General features: G+C 72.6%; 18 protein-coding genes. 3 read left to right on the top strand and 15 right to left on the bottom strand.

Annotation, left to right across the window (positions count from 1 at the left end; genetic code table 11):
* Nucleotides 1-166: 166 nt before the first annotated feature.
* Nucleotides 167-1,885: an aa3-type cytochrome oxidase subunit I gene (gene ctaD, locus ACZ4SF_RS23035; protein WP_468387467.1), complete on the top strand. Its 1,719-nt coding sequence runs from the start codon at nt 167-169 to the stop codon at nt 1,883-1,885.
* Nucleotides 1,882-2,232 (top strand): cytochrome C oxidase subunit I, encoded by a 351-nt coding sequence (locus ACZ4SF_RS23030; RefSeq protein ID WP_468387465.1) that lies wholly within the window; start codon nt 1,882-1,884, stop codon nt 2,230-2,232. Before ctaD ends, ACZ4SF_RS23030 begins: the two co-directional genes overlap by 4 nt.
* A gap of 19 nt (nt 2,233-2,251) precedes the next feature.
* Here ACZ4SF_RS23030 and ACZ4SF_RS23025 read toward each other — a convergent pair whose 3' ends face one another.
* On the bottom strand, nt 2,252-3,529 hold the full coding sequence (locus ACZ4SF_RS23025) for an MFS transporter (protein ID WP_468387463.1): 1,278 nt from the start codon (nt 3,527-3,529) through the stop codon (nt 2,252-2,254).
* Nucleotides 3,530-3,657: 128 nt separating this feature from the next.
* On the opposite strand from ACZ4SF_RS23025, the gene ACZ4SF_RS23020 reads away from it, so the two are divergent.
* A complete protein-coding gene (locus tag ACZ4SF_RS23020; protein ID WP_468387461.1) occupies nt 3,658-3,957 on the top strand; it encodes a phosphopantetheine-binding protein in 300 nt (99 codons plus the stop codon).
* A gap of 7 nt (nt 3,958-3,964) precedes the next feature.
* Here ACZ4SF_RS23020 and ACZ4SF_RS23015 read toward each other — a convergent pair whose 3' ends face one another.
* From ACZ4SF_RS23015 to ACZ4SF_RS22950, 14 genes are all read right to left on the bottom strand, one after another.
* The gene (locus tag ACZ4SF_RS23015; protein WP_468387459.1) at nt 3,965-5,212 is read right to left on the bottom strand and encodes a condensation domain-containing protein; all 1,248 of its coding nucleotides are present in this window, start codon (nt 5,210-5,212) and stop codon (nt 3,965-3,967) included.
* 75 nt (nt 5,213-5,287) lie between these two features.
* Nucleotides 5,288-5,425, bottom strand: coding sequence for a hypothetical protein (locus ACZ4SF_RS23010; protein ID WP_468387457.1), 138 nt, complete (start codon nt 5,423-5,425; stop codon nt 5,288-5,290).
* 86 nt (nt 5,426-5,511) lie between these two features.
* The gene (locus ACZ4SF_RS23005) at nt 5,512-6,924 is read right to left on the bottom strand and encodes a condensation domain-containing protein (RefSeq protein WP_468387455.1); all 1,413 of its coding nucleotides are present in this window, start codon (nt 6,922-6,924) and stop codon (nt 5,512-5,514) included.
* Nucleotides 6,921-7,832, bottom strand: a complete 912-nt coding sequence (locus tag ACZ4SF_RS23000) for a glycosyltransferase family 2 protein (RefSeq protein WP_468387452.1) — start codon at nt 7,830-7,832, stop codon at nt 6,921-6,923. Before ACZ4SF_RS23000 ends, ACZ4SF_RS23005 begins: the two co-directional genes overlap by 4 nt.
* Nucleotides 7,829-8,974, bottom strand: a complete 1,146-nt coding sequence (locus ACZ4SF_RS22995; RefSeq protein WP_468387449.1) for an ROK family protein — start codon at nt 8,972-8,974, stop codon at nt 7,829-7,831. The genes ACZ4SF_RS23000 and ACZ4SF_RS22995 overlap by 4 nt, the downstream gene beginning before the upstream one ends.
* Complete coding sequence (locus tag ACZ4SF_RS22990) at nt 8,971-11,508, bottom strand: class I adenylate-forming enzyme family protein (protein ID WP_468387447.1); 2,538 nt, start codon at nt 11,506-11,508, stop codon at nt 8,971-8,973. Before ACZ4SF_RS22990 ends, ACZ4SF_RS22995 begins: the two co-directional genes overlap by 4 nt.
* Nucleotides 11,505-11,981 carry a type II 3-dehydroquinate dehydratase gene (locus tag ACZ4SF_RS22985; protein WP_468387444.1) on the bottom strand — a complete coding sequence of 159 codons (477 nt, stop codon included), beginning with the start codon at nt 11,979-11,981 and terminating at the stop codon, nt 11,505-11,507. Before ACZ4SF_RS22985 ends, ACZ4SF_RS22990 begins: the two co-directional genes overlap by 4 nt.
* Nucleotides 11,978-12,640: an HAD-IA family hydrolase gene (locus ACZ4SF_RS22980; RefSeq protein ID WP_468387441.1), complete on the bottom strand. Its 663-nt coding sequence runs from the start codon at nt 12,638-12,640 to the stop codon at nt 11,978-11,980. The genes ACZ4SF_RS22985 and ACZ4SF_RS22980 overlap by 4 nt, the downstream gene beginning before the upstream one ends.
* Nucleotides 12,637-13,854, bottom strand: a complete 1,218-nt coding sequence (locus ACZ4SF_RS22975) for a DegT/DnrJ/EryC1/StrS family aminotransferase (protein ID WP_468387438.1) — start codon at nt 13,852-13,854, stop codon at nt 12,637-12,639. The genes ACZ4SF_RS22980 and ACZ4SF_RS22975 overlap by 4 nt, the downstream gene beginning before the upstream one ends.
* 50 nt (nt 13,855-13,904) lie before the next feature.
* Nucleotides 13,905-14,954: a Gfo/Idh/MocA family protein gene (locus tag ACZ4SF_RS22970; protein WP_468387435.1), complete on the bottom strand. Its 1,050-nt coding sequence runs from the start codon at nt 14,952-14,954 to the stop codon at nt 13,905-13,907.
* On the bottom strand, nt 14,951-16,150 hold the full coding sequence (locus ACZ4SF_RS22965) for a DegT/DnrJ/EryC1/StrS family aminotransferase (RefSeq protein ID WP_468387432.1): 1,200 nt from the start codon (nt 16,148-16,150) through the stop codon (nt 14,951-14,953). The genes ACZ4SF_RS22970 and ACZ4SF_RS22965 overlap by 4 nt, the downstream gene beginning before the upstream one ends.
* Nucleotides 16,151-16,162: 12 nt before the next feature.
* Nucleotides 16,163-17,857: a carbamoyltransferase family protein gene (locus ACZ4SF_RS22960; RefSeq protein ID WP_468387430.1), complete on the bottom strand. Its 1,695-nt coding sequence runs from the start codon at nt 17,855-17,857 to the stop codon at nt 16,163-16,165.
* Between the two features lie 40 nt (nt 17,858-17,897).
* Nucleotides 17,898-18,650 carry an FkbM family methyltransferase gene (locus ACZ4SF_RS22955; protein ID WP_468387428.1) on the bottom strand — a complete coding sequence of 251 codons (753 nt, stop codon included), beginning with the start codon at nt 18,648-18,650 and terminating at the stop codon, nt 17,898-17,900.
* Nucleotides 18,651-18,656: 6 nt separating this feature from the next.
* Nucleotides 18,657-18,908, bottom strand: a complete 252-nt coding sequence (locus ACZ4SF_RS22950; protein ID WP_468387426.1) for a phosphopantetheine-binding protein — start codon at nt 18,906-18,908, stop codon at nt 18,657-18,659.
* Between the last annotated feature and the right edge of the window lie 34 nt (nt 18,909-18,942).

The raw sequence follows: 18,942 nt of genomic DNA, 5'->3' as shown, positions 1-18,942 counted from the left end.
GTGGACTGCGGTGCCGGACACGCGCCCGTTGATCCGTCCGGGTGCATCCGTCAGCCGTCCGGCCGCGCGTCGGCCGCTCAGGGCGCCGGGGCCGCACCGGCGCGGTGAGGATGACAGGGACCGGTCCGGCGTGGGCGGACGGCGAACATCGGGAGACGGACGACCTGTGAGCATCCTGAACGAACCCCAGGGTGGTGCGGCGGCGCCTGAGGACTCGTACGAGAGCGAGCTGCCACTGAGGCGCAAGCAGCCCGGCAGCGTGGTGGTGAAGTGGCTGACGACCACCGACCACAAGACCATCGGCACGCTCTATCTGTCGACGTCGTTCCTGTTCTTCCTGCTCGGCGGTGTGATGGCGCTGGTCATCCGTGCCGAGCTGGCCCGTCCGGGCCTGCAGCTGATCTCGAGCGAGCAGTACAACCAGCTGTTCACGATGCACGGCACGGTCATGCTGCTGATGTTCGCGACGCCGTTGTTCGCCGGGTTCACCAACTGGATCATGCCGTTGCAGATCGGCGCCCCCGATGTCGCGTTCCCCCGGCTGAACATGCTGGCCTACTGGTTCTACCTGTTCGGTTCGCTCATCGCGGTGGGCGGCTTCCTGACCCCGGACGGTGCCGCCGACTTCGGCTGGTTCGCGTACACGCCCCTGTCGGACGCGGTCAGGTCGCCGGGTACCGGACCGAACCTGTGGATCCTGGGTCTGGCCTTCTCCGGTTTCGGCACCATCCTCGGCGCCGTCAACTTCATCACCACGATCATCTGCATGCGCGCCCCGGGCATGACCATGTTCCGCATGCCGATCTTCACCTGGAACGTCCTGCTGACCGCTCTCCTGGTCCTGTTCGCCTTCCCGGTGCTGGCCGCCGCGCTGTTCGCCCTGGCCGCGGACCGCATCTTCGGCGCCCACGTGTACGACGCGTCCAACGGCGGCCCGATCCTCTGGCAGCACCTCTTCTGGTTCTTCGGCCATCCCGAGGTGTACATCATCGCCCTGCCGTTCTTCGGCATCGTCACCGAGATCCTCCCGGTGTTCTCCCGCAAGCCGATCTTCGGCTACATGGGCCTGGTGGCCGCCACGATCGCGATCGCCGGTCTCTCCCTGACGGTGTGGGCGCACCACATGTACGTCACCGGAGCCGTGCTGCTGCCGTTCTTCTCGTTCATGACGTTCCTGATCGCCGTACCGACCGGGGTGAAGTTCTTCAACTGGATCGGCACGATGTGGCAGGGCTCGCTGTCCTTCGAGACACCCATGCTGTGGGCGACCGGCTTCCTCGTGACCTTCCTCTTCGGCGGTCTGACCGGTGTCGTCCTGGCCTCGCCGCCGATGGACTTCCACGTCTCGGACAGCTACTTCGTCGTCGCCCACTTCCACTACGTGGTCTTCGGCACGGTCGTCTTCGCGATGTTCGCCGGATTCCACTTCTGGTGGCCCAAGTTCACCGGCAAGATGCTCGACGAGCGCCTGGGCAAGATCTGCTTCTGGACGCTGTTCACCGGCTTCCACGGCACCTTCCTCATCCAGCACTGGCTGGGTGCCGAGGGCATGCCGCGCCGGTACGCCGACTACCTGGCGGCCGACGGCTTCACCGCCCTGAACACGGTGTCCACCATCAGCTCGTTCCTGCTCGGCCTGTCGATGCTGCCGTTCCTCTACAACGTGTGGAAGACCGCCAAGTACGGCAAGCCGGTCGGCGTGGACGACCCGTGGGGTTACGGCCGCTCCCTGGAGTGGGCGACCTCCTGTCCGCCGCCGCGGCACAACTTCGTCACCCTGCCGCGGATCCGCAGCGAGTCCCCGGCGTTCGACCTGCACCACCCGGACATCGCGATGTCCGAGTACGAGGGACTCGCGGGCACGACCGACCGAGGACACGGGTGAGCGGCCTGCCGAAACAGGGGTCCGGCACCGGCGGCAGCCTCGGCAACGAGGTGGAGGGGTACCTGCTGTGGCAGGCCCGGATCGCCGAGGCGGAGCAGCGGGCGCGGGCGTTCACCGGCCCCATGGAGTGGCTGACGACGGCGCAGCGCGAGGAGATCGAGCAGCGGTACGTCGCCGACAGCCTGTGCCGGGCCCGGGCGGACCTCGAACGCATCGCGGCCCGGTGCGCGTCACTGCGGGCCGAGTACGAGCAGCGGTACCAGGAGCTGCGGCGGCGCTGTCTGGGTACGGCACTCGCCGTGGGCGCCGGCCTGACCGCCCTGCTCACGCTGCTGCTGGCGTTCTGACACCGGCCCCCGTGCAGGGTCACCGCTCGGACAGCTCGCCCACCGCCTGCGGGTCCCGGTCCCCGGTGCCGGCCTGCGGCCTGACACGGCGCAGGTCGGGCACCGCCGTCATGACCGCGGCACTCAGCACGATCCACGCCACGCCGGACCAGAGCACCGCCTCGGGTCCCGTCCGCGCCGCCACGGGGCCGGCCCACCAGTACCCGGCCGTCATGGAGGTGACCGTGGCCACCCCGTCGTAGGCGCTGACCCGGGACAGGGCCTCCGCCGGCACCTGGGTCTGCAGGCTGCTGGTCCACAGCACGTGCAGCAGCGCGAAGCCCGCCCCGGACAGAGCCGCGCCGACCATGAGCAGGGTCACGGGCACGTGCAGGGCCATCAGCGCCGCGAACAGGCCGAGGCCGAAGGTGCAGAACACCGAGGCCAGCAGCGGCCGGGCGAAGGTCAGGCGCATGGCCACGAGTCCGCCGAGCACGGCGCCCGCCCCTTCGGCGGCCAGCACCAGCCCCCACTGGGAGGAGCCCTGCTCGGCACCCACCAGGGAGACGCCGAGCACCATGGCCGGGCACAGCACCAGCGCCGTGGACAGTGACGTGTACAGCAGCAGGGACCACAGCCAGGTACGGGAGCTGAACTCCCGCCAGCCCTCGAGGAGCTGTCGGTGCACGGGCGGCGACTGCTCGTCCTCGCCGGCCGCCTGCGCGGGCTGCACCCGGACGGCGAGCAGCAGCGCTGCGCTGGCCACGAAGGTGGCGGCGTCGGCCACGATGACCCAGGGCGCCCCGGTGACCGCGACCAGCAGGCCGGCGAGGGCGGGCCCGGCCAGCGAACCGACCGCGTTGAGCGTGGTGTTGAGGGCGTTGGCCTCCTGGAGCCGGTCACCGGGGACGACTTCGGGGATGAAGCCGTACAGGGCCGGCACGAAGAAGGAGGAGGCGACCGAGCGCAGGACCACGAACACCACGAAGCCGGCGAGCGGCACCTGCGTGGTCAGCAGCAGGACCACCACCGCGGCGTCCAGCGCGGCCCGCACCAGATCGCTGCCGATCATGGTGGCGCGGCGGCCCCACCGGTCCGCGAGCGCGCCGCCCAGGAGCAGGAACACGATGAGCGGCGCGGTCTGCGCGCCCATCACCCAGCCCACCTCGTCGGTGCCGCCGCCGGTGTCGAGGATCGCGAACGCCAGGGCGACCGGCATCATGCTGCTGCCGAGCACCGAAGTGGCCTGCGCCAGGAACAGCAGCCGGGGATTGCGCTCACGCAGGAGCGAGAACCGCTCCGTGATCGAGACCGCCATGTTCCGCCCTTCTCCGATCCCCCAACGGCGAGTTCCCATCGGCATCCCGCGTCACGGCGTCCACCATAAGCTTCCGGCCGTGGCCGGGAAAGGCCCAGCTCCGCACGGGGTGGGCTATGTTGCTGGCCATGGCAGACGTGCACCCGCCCAAGGAAGACGCCGGCGACACGGCGGACCCGCTCGCGACGCATCTCGCGGAGGCCTGGCGAACGACGTTCGGTGTACTGCCGGACGACGACAGCAACTTCTACGACGTCGGCGGGGAGTCCATCGACGCCGCCCGGATCGCCACCACCACGGCGAACGCGATACCGGACGTCGAGGACCTCGACGTCCATCTCATGACCGCGCTGCTCAACGAGGCACGGCTCGGCGACGTCGTACGGCTCGGGCAGGAGTTCATCGACCGTGCCCGAGCCGCGTCCTGATGGGACGTCAGAGTGCGGGCATCTGCTGGAGCCTTTTCAGCAGCTCGTCGGTGAATGCCTCGCACCATTCGGGGGTGCAGCTCTGCCGGTCGTACTGGACGACCAGGAACGGCTCCTCGTCGTCGAGCCGCACCTCGACGTCCAACTGACCACCGCCGACGAGGATCTGGGCGTCGTCCGGGTACGGGTCGAACTCGGTGAAGGTCACCGGTCCGGCGGACACCGCACAGGGGCGGGGGCTCACCGCGACCGTCAGGGGTGCCACCCGGTCCCGGCCGACGCCCATCTCGTCCGCCAGCATGGCGGCGATCTCCTCGAACTCCACTCCCTGATGAGCCATGCCCTCCCGCAGACCCCGGCGGACCTGGGCGAGCACTCCCTCCCCGCCACCCGGCGCGGCGGCGCCCACCCGGGTGAGCAGCGCCTGTGCCAGCGGCCCCACCGCGTCGGAGTCCATGCGCTGGGCCGCCATGGTGGCGACCACCAGATCATCGGCACCGGACAGGTTCAGGACCGCCCCGGCCGCCGCGGCGATGACCCAGACCACCGGGGTGCAGCGGGCCGCGCGGGCCTGCGTCCGCACCGCGGCGGCGAACTCGGCGTCCAGGGTGCGGCGCACCTCCGCACCCTCGGGCGTCCAGTCGCCCTCGGGCCGTAGGTCGCCGATCCGGGGGGTCGGGCAGTCGGTCAATTCGGTGCGCCAGAATTCCAGGTCGTCCACGCGCCGGCGCATTCGCCGCCGAATCAGGGCGGAATAGCGCTGTGCGGGCGGCAACGGCCTTTCCGACCGATAGGCCTCGGCGATGTCGGTGACCACCTGGTGCAGCGAATGCAGGTCCATCACCATGCGGTGAAAACCGAGTACGAGCAACGCCTCGCCGGGATCCATCACCAGGAGACCGGCGCGGGCCAAGGCTGCACCGTCGAACGGGAATATTTCGCCGGACAGTTCCTCGACACACTGCCGCAGGGCGGGCAGATGCGCGTCGGCAAAGGACAGCTCCGGGTGGTGCTGGACGCGGATCCGATGCTCAGGGGCCTGTCCGGTGTGCAGCGTCTCGCCCTCGGCCCGGAAGCCGGTGCACAGCAGTTCATGGCGTGCAAAGGCGAATTCCACGGCGCGGCCGAGCCGCTCCGGGTCCATGTCACCCTGCACCTGCAAGGCGATGCCCGTGTGCAGGATGGGGTATCCCCGCACCACGCGCTCCGCTTCCCACATACGTCGCTGATATCCCGTCAGGGACGTCAGATGCATACCCTCACCCCGAACAAAGCACGTGCCGCCCGGAAAGAGCTTTCCCTCCGGGCGGCACTTGACGTACGGTACGCCTTACTTCGAGGCGACCTGCTTCTTGAGCTTCTCGATGTCCGCGAGCAGGGTGCTGACGGAGTTGACCTTCGCCATTTCCATCTCCAATCCGTAGGTGGAACCGGCCGTGGTCGACGGCCCGCGGCAGAATCTTCGCATCGGCCCGGGAGCGCGTCAACGGCCGCTGGGTAAAGGGCTTTTGAGGCCGGTAGGCAGTTCAAACCGGAGATGCCGCCCGAAACCGTTCAGCCTCCGGCCGGTTCCCGCGCACCGGCGTGGAATGCATCGGCCACGCGGGCGAGACGTGCCGGGTCGTGGTATTGCTCGTCGAACCAGAGAGAACCGGTGATTCCGCCGTCCGTCACGTCCACATCGGCGTAGAGGGTCCGGGCGCACTGAAGTGCCTGGCGCCGGCCGGCGAAACGCAGCCCGTGGTCCGGCGGTTCGTACGTGATGTGCTCGGCCGTGAGCGCGGAGCCGAACGCCGGCCCCGCGCCGGCAGTCCCGGCTCGCCGGCCCGCGCCGCCGGTCATCCGGAACTCCAGATGCGACAGCGCGGTGCGGTAGACCGCCTCGGTCCCCTCGGCCCGGGCCGCCGTGCGGGCCACCACGGCACTGAGCGGAAGGTCGACGCGGTCCCACGCGGCCAGCACCGCCTCGCCCACGTGCCGCGCCAGACCGGGCAGGTCCCGGCCGCCGGCCTCCAGCGGCACCGGCACCACATTGCAGAACAGGCCGACCGCCCGGCGTGCCTCCGGGGTCGTACGGCCGTGCATGTACACGGACGCCACCAGCCGGTCCCGGCCGTACTCGTCGGCCACACACCGGGCCAGCAGCGCCAGCAGCGCGTTGTGCGGCGTGGTCCGCTGCTCTCGGCACCACCCCAGCAGCCGCTCGCCCTCCGCGGCCGACAGCTTCAGCGGAGCGCCGGCGAACCGCGCCCGGTCGGACACCTCCGCGCCGGGCCGGGCCGGCAGCGGCTGCTCGGCGCCGTGCGCGCGCAGGGTCCGCGCCAGCTCTGCGGCCCCGCTGCGGCGCTCCGCGCGGGTCTGCGCGGACTGCTCCCGGCGGAGCATGTCCACGTAGCCGAACGGTGCGAGGCGGGCGGCCGGGGGCCGTACCCCGGGCTCGGTCCGTGCGGCGTAGGCGGCGGCCAGCTCCCGGCGGAACACGTCGTGGCTGGTCGCGTCGACGACGAGGTGGTGGAACTGGGCCACCAGGATGTGCTCCTCGGCGGACGAGCGCAGCAGCGTCGTACGGACCATGCGGTCCGTGAGGTCGAGGCGCCGGGCCAGCGTGTCCGTCACCGCGGCCCGCTCCCGGCCCGGCCGGACCGGTACGACATCGAGACCGCCCGGGCCGGGCCGCAGCCGCTGGCCGGGCCAGGCGGCGTCCGCGCCGGGCCCCGCCTCCCCGGCCAGGTGCAGCCGCAGCGCCTCGTGCCGCATCTCGGTCTCGTCCAGCGCGTCCTGCAGGGCCCCGGTGTCGAGGCGTCCGCGCAGCAGCAGGACCTCCGGGGACTCCGGCGGTGTGGAGTCCGCCGTGTGGCTGCGGGTCCAGTGCCAGCACCAGTCCTGCCGGGAGGACGCCGGCAGGACACCGGGATCCGGCGCCGCGGAACTGCCGGGGAGGGTGGCCGCCGACGGGGATGCGGTCATGGGGTGGTGCTTCCTTCCAGGGTGCGCAGACTCTCCAGGTAGCGGTCCGGGGTGCCCGAGGGACCGAGCAGTGCCTCCAGGGCCCGGACCGCGGGCTCCGGGTGCTTCTCGGTGAACCGCGCGAAGGTCCGGGCGTGCTGCTCCCAGCGGTCGGGCCGCTCATGGGTCAGGTGCACTCCCGGCGCCCGGGGTTCGAGGTGCATGCGGGTGCCGAGCGACCACAGCCGCCGGCCGAGTTCCAGGTCCTCGCAGCCCCAGGTGGTGCCGAACTCCTCGTCGTAGCCGCCGGACCGCTGCCACAGGGCGCGGGGCATCGAGGTGTTGGCGCCGATGCAGACCAGCCAGGGCGCCACGTCCGGCACCCGGCCCTCGGCCATGGCCGCCACGAACCGCTCCAGGGCCGTCACCACCGTACGGCCGAACCGGCCCTCGGCGACGGCCCGGTGGGGGTCCCGCCGGACCTCGGGGTCGGTGCTCGCGAGGAGCCGGCGCGCACCCGGCAGGTCCCGTACCGGGCCGTGCACACACGCACCGGCGTACCGGCGGTGGGCGTCGGCGTGCGCGGCCAGCGCGGTGGGCGGAAGGAGGATGTCGTCGTCCAGGAAGAGCAGCAGGTCGCCCGTGGCCGTTGCCGCGCCGGTGTTGCGTGCGGCTGCTCTGCCCCGGGCGGGACCGCGGACGGTGCGCACGGGGAGGGACAGCCGTCCGGCGGCCTCGGCGACGGCCTGTTCCGTGGCGTCGAGCGCTCCGCCGTCCGGCAGCCCGCCGCCGGCCGGCGGGGCGTCGTCGACGACGACGACTTCCACCGGCACCGGGCAGTCCTGCGCCGCCAGACAGGTCAGGGTCAGGGTCAGGCTGGCGGCCTTGTCTCGGGTCGGCACGACCACGCTCAGCCGTTGCGGCGTCATGCGGCCCGCTCCTTCGCCGCCGGTACCGCGCCGTGGTCCGGCAGCTCGGTGCCGTACACGGCCAGCAGCATCGCGCCGGCGAGCGAAGCCTGCGGCCCGAGCAGGGCCGGCAGCACCTGCGGGGCGGGACGGCCGGGGCGCACGGCCCCGGCGAGGCGGCCGGCCACCCGTTCCGGCAGGAAGGTCAGGGCGGAGCCCAGCCCGCCGCCGATGCGAACCTGCGCCGGCTGCACGATCTCCGTCAGCATCGCGACGGCGCGCGCGAGCAGCCCTGCCGCGTGGTCCACGGTCGCGTCGGCCCAGGCGGCACCCTCGGTGACGCCCGCGACGAGGTCGTGGGTGGTCGTGGGCGTTCCCCTGAGGCGGCCGGCGTGCTCGGCCAGGGCCTGCGCGCCGGCCCCGGCCTGCAGGCAGCCCCGCATGCCGCAGCGGCAGGGCGGGCCCTGCGGGTCGACGACGAGGTGGCCCAGTTCGCCGGCCGACCCCCAGGCGCCGGTCAGCAGCCGTCCGCCGCAGACCAGACCACCGCCGACGCCCGTGCCGAGGCCCAGGTAGACCAGGTCGGCACAGCCCGACGTCATCGCCTCGGCGAGGCCGGCGAGGCTGGCGTCGTCGCCGAACAGCACCTGCTCCCGGGCGACGTCGCAGGCCGCGGAGATCACTTCGCCCAGTGCCTGGCCGGCCCAGTCCGGCCGGTTCGGCCAGGCCGCCACCGTGCCGTCGGGCCGGACCGTGGGGGCGGCGGCGACACCGACGCGCACGGGCCGCGCGCCGAGAGCGGAGACCGCCTGCGCGAGACAGCCGCTCAGGGCCTCGAAGTCGGCCGCGGGTCCGCCGCCGCTGGGCCAGTCGACCCGGCCCTCGTACAGGAGGCGTCCCTGAGCCATGGCCCGCACGGCCACCTTGCTGCCCCCGATGTCCACGGCCACGGCAGGCGGCCCGTGCGGCACCGGCAGCTGGGGGCCGGCACCGGTGGCATCCGACGGCCCGCCCGGCACCGACACCCGCACCCCAGCTCCGGTGACGTCCGACGGTCCGTGCGGCACCGTCACCTGGGGTCCGGTACCGGTGACGTCCGACGGCCCGTGCGGCACCGGCACCTGGTGCCCGGCACCGGTGGTGTCCGGCCCGGGCGTCCTCATGCGGGCCTCCGTGCGGTCACGATCGTCCTGCCGGTGCCGGGAACGCTTTCCGTCTCCTCCCAGACCAGCCCCACCGCCTCCAGGGCCGCCTGCATCTCCTGCGGTGTCCACCAGCGCAGCCGGCCGCGCACGAGCCAGTCGACCACCGTGGCGCGGCTGTACTCGTCCGGCAGGGTGCGAGGCTCCGCCACGAAGGTGTCCGCCACGACGAGCAGGCCTCCCGGCCGCAGCAGCGCCGCGAGTCGGCCGAGCCGGGCCGAAGGTCCGTGCACCCCGCTGACGAGACAGGCGGTCAGCCGGCCCGCGTCCACGGGAAGTTCCGGGCTGCCGTCACCGTCCGGCCCGGACGCATCGGAAATCTCCAGCACCTCGCCCGCACCGGCCGCCGCGACGAGCAGCTCGTCCACCCGAGCGCGCACCTGCACGGGGAGGGGATCGCCGGCGCACGAGACACCGGCGGGCGACACTCCGACACCGGCGCACGCATCACCGGCGTGGCCGCCGCCGACACCGGCAGGCACATCACCACCAGCAGCGGACACCTCGCCGGCAACGGCCTCAGGCCCCCGGCGCACGACGTCCGCCAGAGCGCGGACAGCGGCCGTCGGCTCCGTGTCGCCGGTCGCCGGGCCGGACTCCGCCGGGGCCGGCTCCGTGGCACCGCCGACGGAAGCGTTCCCCGTCGTGACCGGCTCCGTGCTCAGCACCCCGAGTGCACACGCCGTGTCCAGCAGCAGTGGCAGTACGTCGGCCCGCAGACCGTACTCGCGCACCAGGTCCGCAGCCGTCGCACCCGAGGCAAGCCGCTCGGTCAGCCCCAGCGCGGACAGGGCACCGGTCACCACGGCGGCCGGGCCGGTACCGGACAGCCCAGGCCCGGTCACCACGGCCGGCCCACCGGTACCGGGCGACCCAGAACCGGACACCACACCCGCCCCACCGGTACCAGGCAGCCCAGGACCGGACACCACACCCGCCCCGCCGGTACCGGGCAGCCCAGGGGCGGTTGACGGGGTGGGCGGGCCGGGCAGGTGGTAGACGGGGTCCGCCTGGGCCTTGCCGATGGGCGAGCGGCGGAGCCGGAAGCGGTGTTCGAAGCGGTCGGGCACCTTGTACGAGGCCAGTTTCGACCGCGCGAACGCCGATACGCGCCCGGCGTCCGCGAGTTCGTCGTCCGCCGACACGTACTCGGCGACCAGGCCCCGGTCGTCGGAAGTCTCCGCGCCCGTGGCCACCACCCGCACGTCGGCCACCCCGGGCGCCTGCCGGAGCACGGACTCGACCTCCAGCGTGGACACCCAGCGGGCACCGCGCCGGACGACTCCCCGGTGTTTGCGGCCCAGGATCCGGTAGGCGCCGCCGGTGTCGCGTTCCGCCACGTCGTGCATGGGCCGGCGGGTGCCGTCCTCCAGCACCACCACCAGCTCTCCGCGGCCCGCGCCCGTCAGCCGCTCCCCGTCCGCGCCGAGCAGGTCCACCCGGACGCCCGGCATCGACTCGTCGAGGGCGCCCGACGGCAGCCCGCTGCGGCCCCACAGCACCGCACCGGTCTCGGTGGACCCGTAGTTGCGCGAGACGCCGATGCCGAGGGCACGCGTCCACAGGGCGTCCAGCTCGTCGTCGACATAGCCGGCCCCGGCCATCACCAGGCGCAGCGCCGGGTAGGGCGCGTCCTCGGTCAGGGCCTTGCGCCGGGCCCAGACCCTGGCCAGCCCCGGCACCGCCAGCAGCACGGTCGCCCCGTCCCGCAGGCGGGCGTGGACGGCACCGACGGCTCGTGCGGGCACCGGCAGCACCCGGGCGCCGGCCACCAGGGCGCCGGCGAGCCAGCCCAGGGCGTAGGCGTGGCTCAGCGGGATCGGCGCGAGAACGGAGTCGTCCGTGCGCACCAGCCCCGCGCGGTGGTAGCGGAGGCCCTCGTCGAGGAGGGAACGCTGGGTACGTTCCACGACCTTGGGCACGCCGGTCGAGCCGGAGGAGGTGAGCAGCACGGCACCCGGCTCCGGGCGCAGGGGCGCGGCGGGGCCGGGTACGTCGTCCGCCACGAGTGGGGTCCCGGGCCGGACCGTGTCCAGGAACCGGGCCGGTGCGTCCTCCGTCACGAGCGGGGCCCCGGGCCGGACCGTGTCCAGGAACCGGGCCGGTGCGTCCTCCGTCACGAGCGGGGCCCCCGGCCGGGCCGTGTCCAGGTACCGGGACGCGCCCGCGAGGCCGAGCAGTCGGCGGATCTCCCCTGGCGGGGACTCGGCGGGCAGCAGCAGGGGGCAGGCGCCGGCCTTCACGAGGGCGAGCAGGGCGAGGACCCAGTCCGGTTCGTTCGGTCCGTGCAGCCCGACGGCCTCCCCGGGCCGTACGCCCCGGTCCCGCAGGTCCTGGGCCAGTTCGGCGACCCTCCGCCGCACCGCGTCGGCGGTGAGGTCGCCGACGAGGGGGCGGTGCGGGTCGTGCGGGAGCCGGAAGAGGCAGTCGGCGAGGTCGGCGGGTGCCGGGCCGTCCCCCGGGGCGGCCGGGCCGCCGAGGGCCGTGCTGGTCATCCGGCCGCTCCGGAGGCGTCCTGGCGCAGCCGGTGCACCAGGGCCTCGGCCGCCAGCTCGTAGCCGTGCACGCCGAAGCCGGCGATCACGCCGACGGCCAGCGGTGAGACGACCGAGTTGTGCCGGAACTGCTCCCTGGCCCACACGTTGGATATGTGGACCTCGGCCCAGGGCGCCGGATAGTCCGCCAGTGCGTCCCGCAGGCTCCAGCCCGCGATCATCAGGGCGCCCGGGTTGACGATGGCGGCGACCGTGTCCCGGTGCCGGTCCAGGGCTCGGATCAGCTCGCCCTCGCAGTCGTGCTGTTCGGCGCGGAGCCCGAAGCCGTGCGGGCGCAGCCGCCGGGCCACGGCCTCCTCGACCTCGGCGAGGGTGGTGCTGCCGTAGATCTCCGGCTGCCGCCTGCCGAGCGTGCCCAGGTTGGGGCCGTTGAGCAGCAGGATGTCCGCCGGGGTGGCGTCGGACGCGGTCACGCTGCACCTTCCTTGCCCACGAGGAGCAGTTGCTTCAGTTCCGTACAGGACCCGGCCACCAGGTCCGGGGCGTGTGCCAGGAGTTCCCGCCGGCTGCCCTGGCCCCACAGCCCGGCCGCGGTGCGTATGCCCGCCCGGCTCCCGGCCTCCAGGTCGAGGGCCGAGTCGCCCACCATGACGGCGCCCTCGGTGCCGGCGCCGATCTTGTCCAGTGCGAGCAGCACGATGTCGGGGGCGGGCTTGCCGTGGGCGACCTCGTCGCTGCCGCACACCGCGTCCAGCAGCTCCAGCAGGCCGGTGGCGGCGAGCGCCTCGACGGCCCGGCCGTGGGTCTTGCCGGTGGCGACGGCCGTCGGCACCCCGGCCTCACGCAGCGCGAGGAGCAGGTCGGCGGCGCCGGGGCACGCGGGTATCTCGTGCACCAGTTTCCGGCTCTCGATCACGAACGGTTCGTACATGCCCGCGGGCAGGCCCATGAGGGCGAGGGTGTCCGGCATGTGCCGGCCCAGGTGCGCCAGATACTCCTCGAACGGCGCTTCCCCGTCGCCGACGACGAGTTCGTAGGCTCGCTGGAACGCCTTGCGCATCACATGGATGCTGTCGATGAGGACACCGTCCAGGTCCAGTACGACGGCCCGGACCGGCCCGGCGCCGGTCACTGCGCGCTCCCCGCGGCGCCGGAGGCGACGGCCGCCCGCAGGCTGTCGATCACATGGGCCACGTCGTCCTCCGTCATCGTCGCACCGAGACCGACGGTCACCGAACGGCCCAGCAGCGCCTCGCTGGTGCGCAGCCGGGCGGGCGGGGTCCACTCGGTGCCCCAGGCGGTGCGGCCGGCGTGCACGGCCGGGTTCTGGTACACCATCCGGCCCTGGTAGAGGGTGGCGGCCGGAACACCGGCCGCGGTCAGCCGGGTGATCACGCGGCGGGCCGCCATCCGGTTCTCGGTCAGCAGCGTCAGATCGCCGCCGCTGCCCTCCTCGTCGGGCAGCGCGCGCCAGGTGACGTCGAGGCCGGACAGCTCCTTGCGGACCGTACGGGCGATGTCGCGCAGCCGCGTCAGCATGCCGGGCAGCCGGTCCAGCTGGACCGACAGCAGGGCGCCGGCGATCTCGGTCATGCGCAGGTTGGCGCCCAGGAAGGGACCGCCCTCGGCGCCGCCGCGCTCGCCGCCGCGGGACGTGAAGAACTGGCCGCCCTGGTCCTGGTAGCGGGCCACGCGGTCGTGGACGAGCGGGTCGCCGGTGAGCACCGCGCCGCCCTCGCCCGCGGTGATGTTCTTCTCCAGCTGGAAGCTGAACGCGCCGGCGTCCCCGAGCGAGCCGACCGGGCGGCCGCGGTAGCCGACGCCGCAGGCCTGGGCGGCGTCCTCCAGGACGCGGATCCCGTGCCGGCGGGCCACGGTCAGGATGGGGTCCATGTCCGCTGCGGCGTTGTTGAGGTGGACCGGCATCACGGCGAAGGTCCGCTCGGTGATGAGCGGCTCCCAGGCGGTGGGGTCCAGGGTGAGCGACTCGTCGATGTCCGCGAAGACCGGTACGCCGCGGGCCGCGACCACCGCGCTGACGCAGCCGATGAAGGTGGCGGAGGGCACGATCACCTCGGCGCCCGCCGGCATTCCCATGCCGATCAGCGCACAGGTGAGCGCGGCGGTGCCGGAGGAGACGCCGACGGCGTGCGGCGCCTCGTGGAGGGCCGCGAACTTCGCCTCGAACTCCTCCACCCGGCGCTGCAGTGCGGGCCCGTAGTACCGGAAGAGCGAACGGCTCTCCAGCACCTCGAGCGCGGCGGCCTTCTCCTCCTCGCCCCACAGGGCGAGGCCGCGCATCGGCTCGTACCGCGGGGGCACGGTCGGACTCATGGGGTTGGTCACGGCGATCTTCTCCGGTGAGAACTCGGTTGGTGCCTGGCGTGGGACGGTGTTCAGCGCAGGCCGGCGGCGCGGTAGCAGGCGTCCACGACCGCGAGCGCCTGCCCGGCCTCGCGCAGGGCGACCACGGTCGCGTCCGGGCGGGCGAAAGCCTCCGGCAGCGCGTCCAGATGGCTGTCGTACTCGTCCCCGACACCGGTGCGGGGCAGGGGCACGTCCGTGACCGAGCCGCCGTGGGTCAGCGTCAGCGCGGGCCGGCCGACCCGGCAGGTGCTGAACCCGAACGTGGTGGTGAGTTCGGCGGTGCCCGCGGTGCCGTGCAGCACGAGGCGGGTGGTGTCCACGGGGATGTGGGAGGCCCAGGCGAGCCGGAGCTGCAGCGCGTAGTCCTCGGTGGCCACCAGGGCGGTCAGCTGGTCCTCGACGTCGCCGCCGCCGTCCGCGGGGGCGCCCTGGTGCCAGGCGGCGCCGAAGCCGGCCCGGCCCAGGAAGTCCGACGTGGCGACGGCGGTGGCGTCCCGCACCGGGGACGGCCCCCACAGGTGGTGCAGTGCGTCGACGAGGTGCCAGCCGAGGTCCACCAGCACCCCGCCGCCGGCCGTGCGGCGCCGGCGGAACCAGTCGCTGCCGGGGATGCCGCGGGAGCGCACCCAGCTCAGCTCGGCCAGCCGGGGCGTGCCCAGTGCTCCGCTGTCCACCAGGCGGGCCAGTTCGCCCACGTCGGTGCGGTGGCGGGCGGCCGTTGACAGCACGAGCCGGCCGCCCCCGGCCTCGGCGGCGTCCCGCAGCAGCGCGAGATGGGCGTCCTCGGTGCCCGTGGGCTTCTCCAGGAAGACGTTGAGTCCCCGGCGCAGCAATGCCCCGGCGACGGCGCCGTGCAGGTGGTTCGGGGTCAGCACGAACACGACGTCCGTGCCGGCCGCGTCGAGGTCCTCGTGGCTGTGGTGGACGCGGACGCCGTCCGGCAGGACACCGGCCCGCTCCAGCGCCTCGGCGCTGGGCTCCACCACGGCGACGAGTTCGAAGTCGTCGTGCTTCAGCAGGCGGGGCACCCACACCTCGCGGGCGACCCAGCCGAGGCCGACGACGGCCGCCCTGATCACACCGGGTTCCTCTGGGCCGTCAGGCCGGTCAGCACCTTCGAGAGCGCCTCGGCGACGTCCGCGCAGTCCTCGTCGGTGCCCAGCAGCACCCGGTGGTGCAGCCAGATGCCGTGCCGGCCCAGCAGTTCGCTGACCGGGTTGCGTTCGGCCAGTTCCGCGGCGTCCGGGCCGGGCACGGTCCGGAACGCGTCCGTGCGGTACACGGGCGGGTAGTTGATGAAGGCGGGCAGGCCCTCGGCGACCAGTGCCCGCACCACGAGGTCGCGGTCGAGACCGGGGTACGCCTCCGGGTCGAGCGTGAACATCGCCATGTAGTGCGGGTTGATCTCGCACCGCGGGTCACGTCCCTGCGGTACGACGCCGGGGATCTTGCCGAGCAGTGCGGCGAGCGTCTTCCAGCGGGTCTCGCGCAGCTCGTTCTGCCCGGTGAGGCGGGCCAGCTGGGCGCGCAGCACGGCCGCCGCGAACTCCGTCATCCGGTAGTTGGAGGAGGCGCTGAGGTGCTGGTAGCTGGTGTCGCCGATGGGGCGGCCGCAGCTGTGCCGGGCGAAGGCCTCCGCGAAGACGTCCTCGGACGGCAGCAGCAGTGCCCCGCCCTCGCCGGCCGTCATCAGTTTGCCGTTCTGGAAGCTGAACGCGGCGTACGTGCCGTGGTCGCCGATCCGCCGGCCCTGCCAGACGGCGCCGTGCGCGTGCGCGGCGTCCTGCAGGACGGCGATGCCATGGGGTTCGGCCCAGGCCTTGATGGCGTCCAGGTCGGCGACGTGTCCCGCCATGTGCACCGGTACGACGACCCGCGTGCGCGGGGTGCGTGCGTCCTCCAGCAGTGCCGGGTCCATGCAGTAGGTGTCGCGGTCGACGTCCACCGGCACCGGGACACCGCCCATGCGCTGCACCGCGATGGAGGTGGAGATGAACGTGAACGACGGGACGACGACCTCGTCACCGGGTTCCAGGTCCAGCATCTCCAGGGCGAGTTCGAGCGCGTGGGTGCCGTTGGTCACGGCCAGCACCGGGCCGCCGTGCAGGGCACCGAACTCCGCTTCGAAGGAGGTGACCTCCGAGCCACCGACACGCCACCACTGGCCCTGGTCGACGGCACGGAGGAGGGCCTGACGCTCGGTGTCGTCGTGCTGGGGCCAGGCCGGGAAGTCCCGTCGGCGGACCGGACTTCCTCCGTCCATTGCCAAAGCCATGGTGATCTCCTCTCACTCGCTGGGGGCGTCCGCCAGCGCCGCTTCCAGGTCCTCGGCAGAGTGCGCGACCAGATAGCCCTCGATGACGAGGTGGTCCAGCCGGCTGCTGCCGTAGAAGTCCAGGGCCTGCTCGGGCGTCTCCACGATGGGCATGCCCCGGTCGTTGAACGACGTGTTGAGGACGACCGGCACACCCGTCAGCCGGTGGAAGTGCTCGATCAGCTCCCGGTAGACCCCGTTGTCGGCCCGTGTGACCGTCTGGACCCGGGCCGTCCCGTCGACGTGGACGATGGCCGGTACCTCGGCCTGCTTCTCGGCCCGCACCGGCGCGACGATCAGCATATAGGGCGACTCGATGTCCAGTTCGAAGTAGTCCGGGGCGTGTTCGCGCAGCACGGCGGGGGCGAACGGGCGGAACGCCTCCCGGTGCTTGACCCGCGCGTTGATGATGTCCTTCATCTCGGCGCGCCGCGGGTCGGCGAGGATGCTGCGGTGGCCGAGCGCCCGGGGGCCGAACTCCGAGCCGCCGGTGAACCAGCTGAGCAGCGCACCGCGGGCCAGCAGGGTCGCGCCCACCTCGGCCGGGTTGTCGACCTTGCGGTAGGGCAGCCCCGAGGCGTCGAGCGCGGCGCGCACCTCGCCGTCGCTGTAGCTGCGCCCGAGGTAGGCGTGGCGCTGCGCGGTGCGGGCCGGTTCCTTGCGCGGGCGGCCGGCGATGACGTGGTAGCCGTAGTAGGCGTTGCCGACGGCGCAGCCGCCGTCGCCCGCGGCGGGCTGGACGAAGACGTTCTCGAACGGTGTCTCGCGCAGCAGCCGGCCGTTCGCCACACAGTTGAGCGCGACACCTCCCGCCAGACACAGGTCGGTGAGACCGGTGTCGGCGTGCAGCCGGCGGGCGACGTGCAGGAGGACCTCCTCCAGGGTGTCCTGGGCGGCGTACGCGAGGTCGGCGCCGCGTGCGAAGCGCTCCTCGTCCTCGTAGCCGTCGAGGGCGTGCTCGATGAAGTCGAGCAGTCCGCCGTTCTTCAGGTGCAGCCGGTAGCGGCCGTCGGGCAGCAGTTCCAGGTACTCACGGAACTTGGCGCAGTAGCGCGGGGTGCCGTAGGGGGCGAGACCCATGGTCTTGCCGTCCTCGGACAGGTACCAGTGCCGGTCCTCGTACAGCACGAAGCCGATGGCCTTGCTGACGGCCTTGTACATGTAGCCGAGCGAGTGGTCGCTGTCGCCGGCCTGGTAGACCCGCAGGGCGCTGAGGCCGTCGGTGGACCAGTTGGTGCCGTACACCTTCGACAGCTCGGTGATGGTGGCGTCCTCGCCGATGGCCGTGGTGAGGGTCTCCACGCCCTCGCCGTCGATGAGGCTGCCGGCGCCGTCCACGACCAGGATCGCGGCCCGCTCGAACGGGGACGGGAAGAACGTCGAGGCGGCGTGGGCCATGTGGTGGCGGATGTGGTGGATCCGCTTGCGGAAGGGGAACCAGGCCGGGGCGAGCAGGGTGTCGTCGGCGACGATCACGTCCACGTCGGCGAGCTTGGCCTCGGCCGTCTCCAGGCAGTACCGCCAGGACTGGTTGAACAGCGAGTTGACACCGACCGAGTACTTGACCCGGCGTATGCGCTCCTCCTCGATTCCGGCGGCGATGGCGCCGTCCGAGACGAGGCATGCGGCGAAGTCGTGGTTGGAGCCGCCGAGGCCGAGCGTCAGCATGCCGGTCCGTCCCTTCACGAAGACTGAGAGATTTCCGAAGTCATGGCCGTACGGCGTGGATCACGTAGTTGAGGCCGTCCCCGCCCGAGGCCGGCGGCTGCCGGACCGTGGCGTCCAGGCCCATGGCGCCGAGCTGCCGGCACACCTCGTCCACGCGGCCGCCCACGTCCTGGACGTCGATGAGGACCGTGCGCAGCAGGGGCCACAACCGCTCCTCGATGCCGTGCAGCACGGCGAGTTCGGAGCCGACCGCGTCGATCTTCAGCAGATCCACGGGCTGTTCGCCGTCGAGGTAGGGGGTGAGCCGGTCGATGCGCACGGACACCCGCCGCCCCTGGAACATGCGCTCCACGACCTTCGGCGGGAAGCTGCGGCTCAGCAGTTCGCGCAACTGCCCCTGATCCTGCGGGAACAGGGTGGAGCTGCTGGGCAGGAGCGGGTAGTAGGTGAACTCCACGTCATCCTGTTCCTCACCGCCCAGTGCCCTGTCGTGCACGGACACCTGGTCCAGCGAGAACCGGTCGATGTTCGCGCGCAGCGCCGCGACGAGGTCCGGGAGCGGCTCGAAGGCCAGCACCCTGGCCCGCGGCCGGCGCTGCTTCACGAACAGCGTGAACAGCCCGATATTGGCGCCGACATCGATGACGAACGGCTCCTCGGGCAGTTGCACCTGTGCATAGGTGCCGCCGTCGAAAATCTCCCGGAACAGGAACCGGGCGTCCAGCGAGCTGGCGGAATGGACATGGAAGCCGTCCGAGACTTCCGTCAGCTTCGGTGGCGTCTGCGCACCCACGAAACGTCAGCCGAGCCGCTCGACGACGTAGTCCGCGAGCCGGTCCTCGGAGGTGAGCGTGTCCTCGGTCAGATCCTCGTCCTCGAAAGTGACACCGAAACGCTCTTCCAGAAGCAGCAGGAACTCCAGCGCGTCCAGCGACGTAAAGCCGTAGGCGTCGAGGAAGTTCTGGCTGTTCTCGTTCACCGTGCGGCCGCTGGAGGCGGCGAACTCCTTGGCGATCTGGTGTATCTCCTGGAGCACTTCGTCGCGGTTCACAGGTGCCCTTTCCCTCGGTCTGGTCGGATGACAA

This window comes from Streptomyces sp. NPDC027663, from assembly GCF_055566415.1.
The sequence above is the reverse complement of the archived record's forward strand: the minus strand, read 5'-3'. Positions and strand labels throughout refer to the sequence as shown.

What these genes read in the sequence shown, in the direction of transcription:
- ACZ4SF_RS23025 (WP_468387463.1), bottom strand. Translation starts at nt 3,529, where the DNA reads ATGGCGGTCTCGATCACGGAGCGGTTCTCGCTCCTGCGTGAGCGCAAT.
- ACZ4SF_RS23020 (WP_468387461.1), top strand. Translation starts at nt 3,658, where the DNA reads ATGGCAGACGTGCACCCGCCCAAGGAAGACGCCGGCGACACGGCGGAC.
- ACZ4SF_RS23015 (WP_468387459.1), bottom strand. Translation starts at nt 5,212, where the DNA reads ATGCATCTGACGTCCCTGACGGGATATCAGCGACGTATGTGGGAAGCG.
- ACZ4SF_RS23010 (WP_468387457.1), bottom strand. Translation starts at nt 5,425, where the DNA reads ATGCGAAGATTCTGCCGCGGGCCGTCGACCACGGCCGGTTCCACCTAC.
- ACZ4SF_RS23005 (WP_468387455.1), bottom strand. Translation starts at nt 6,924, where the DNA reads ATGACCGCATCCCCGTCGGCGGCCACCCTCCCCGGCAGTTCCGCGGCG.
- ACZ4SF_RS23000 (WP_468387452.1), bottom strand. Translation starts at nt 7,832, where the DNA reads ATGACGCCGCAACGGCTGAGCGTGGTCGTGCCGACCCGAGACAAGGCC.
- ACZ4SF_RS22995 (WP_468387449.1), bottom strand. Translation starts at nt 8,974, where the DNA reads ATGAGGACGCCCGGGCCGGACACCACCGGTGCCGGGCACCAGGTGCCG.
- ACZ4SF_RS22990 (WP_468387447.1), bottom strand. Translation starts at nt 11,508, where the DNA reads ATGACCAGCACGGCCCTCGGCGGCCCGGCCGCCCCGGGGGACGGCCCG.
- ACZ4SF_RS22965 (WP_468387432.1), bottom strand. Translation starts at nt 16,150, where the DNA reads ATGGCTTTGGCAATGGACGGAGGAAGTCCGGTCCGCCGACGGGACTTC.
- ACZ4SF_RS22960 (WP_468387430.1), bottom strand. Translation starts at nt 17,857, where the DNA reads ATGCTGACGCTCGGCCTCGGCGGCTCCAACCACGACTTCGCCGCATGC.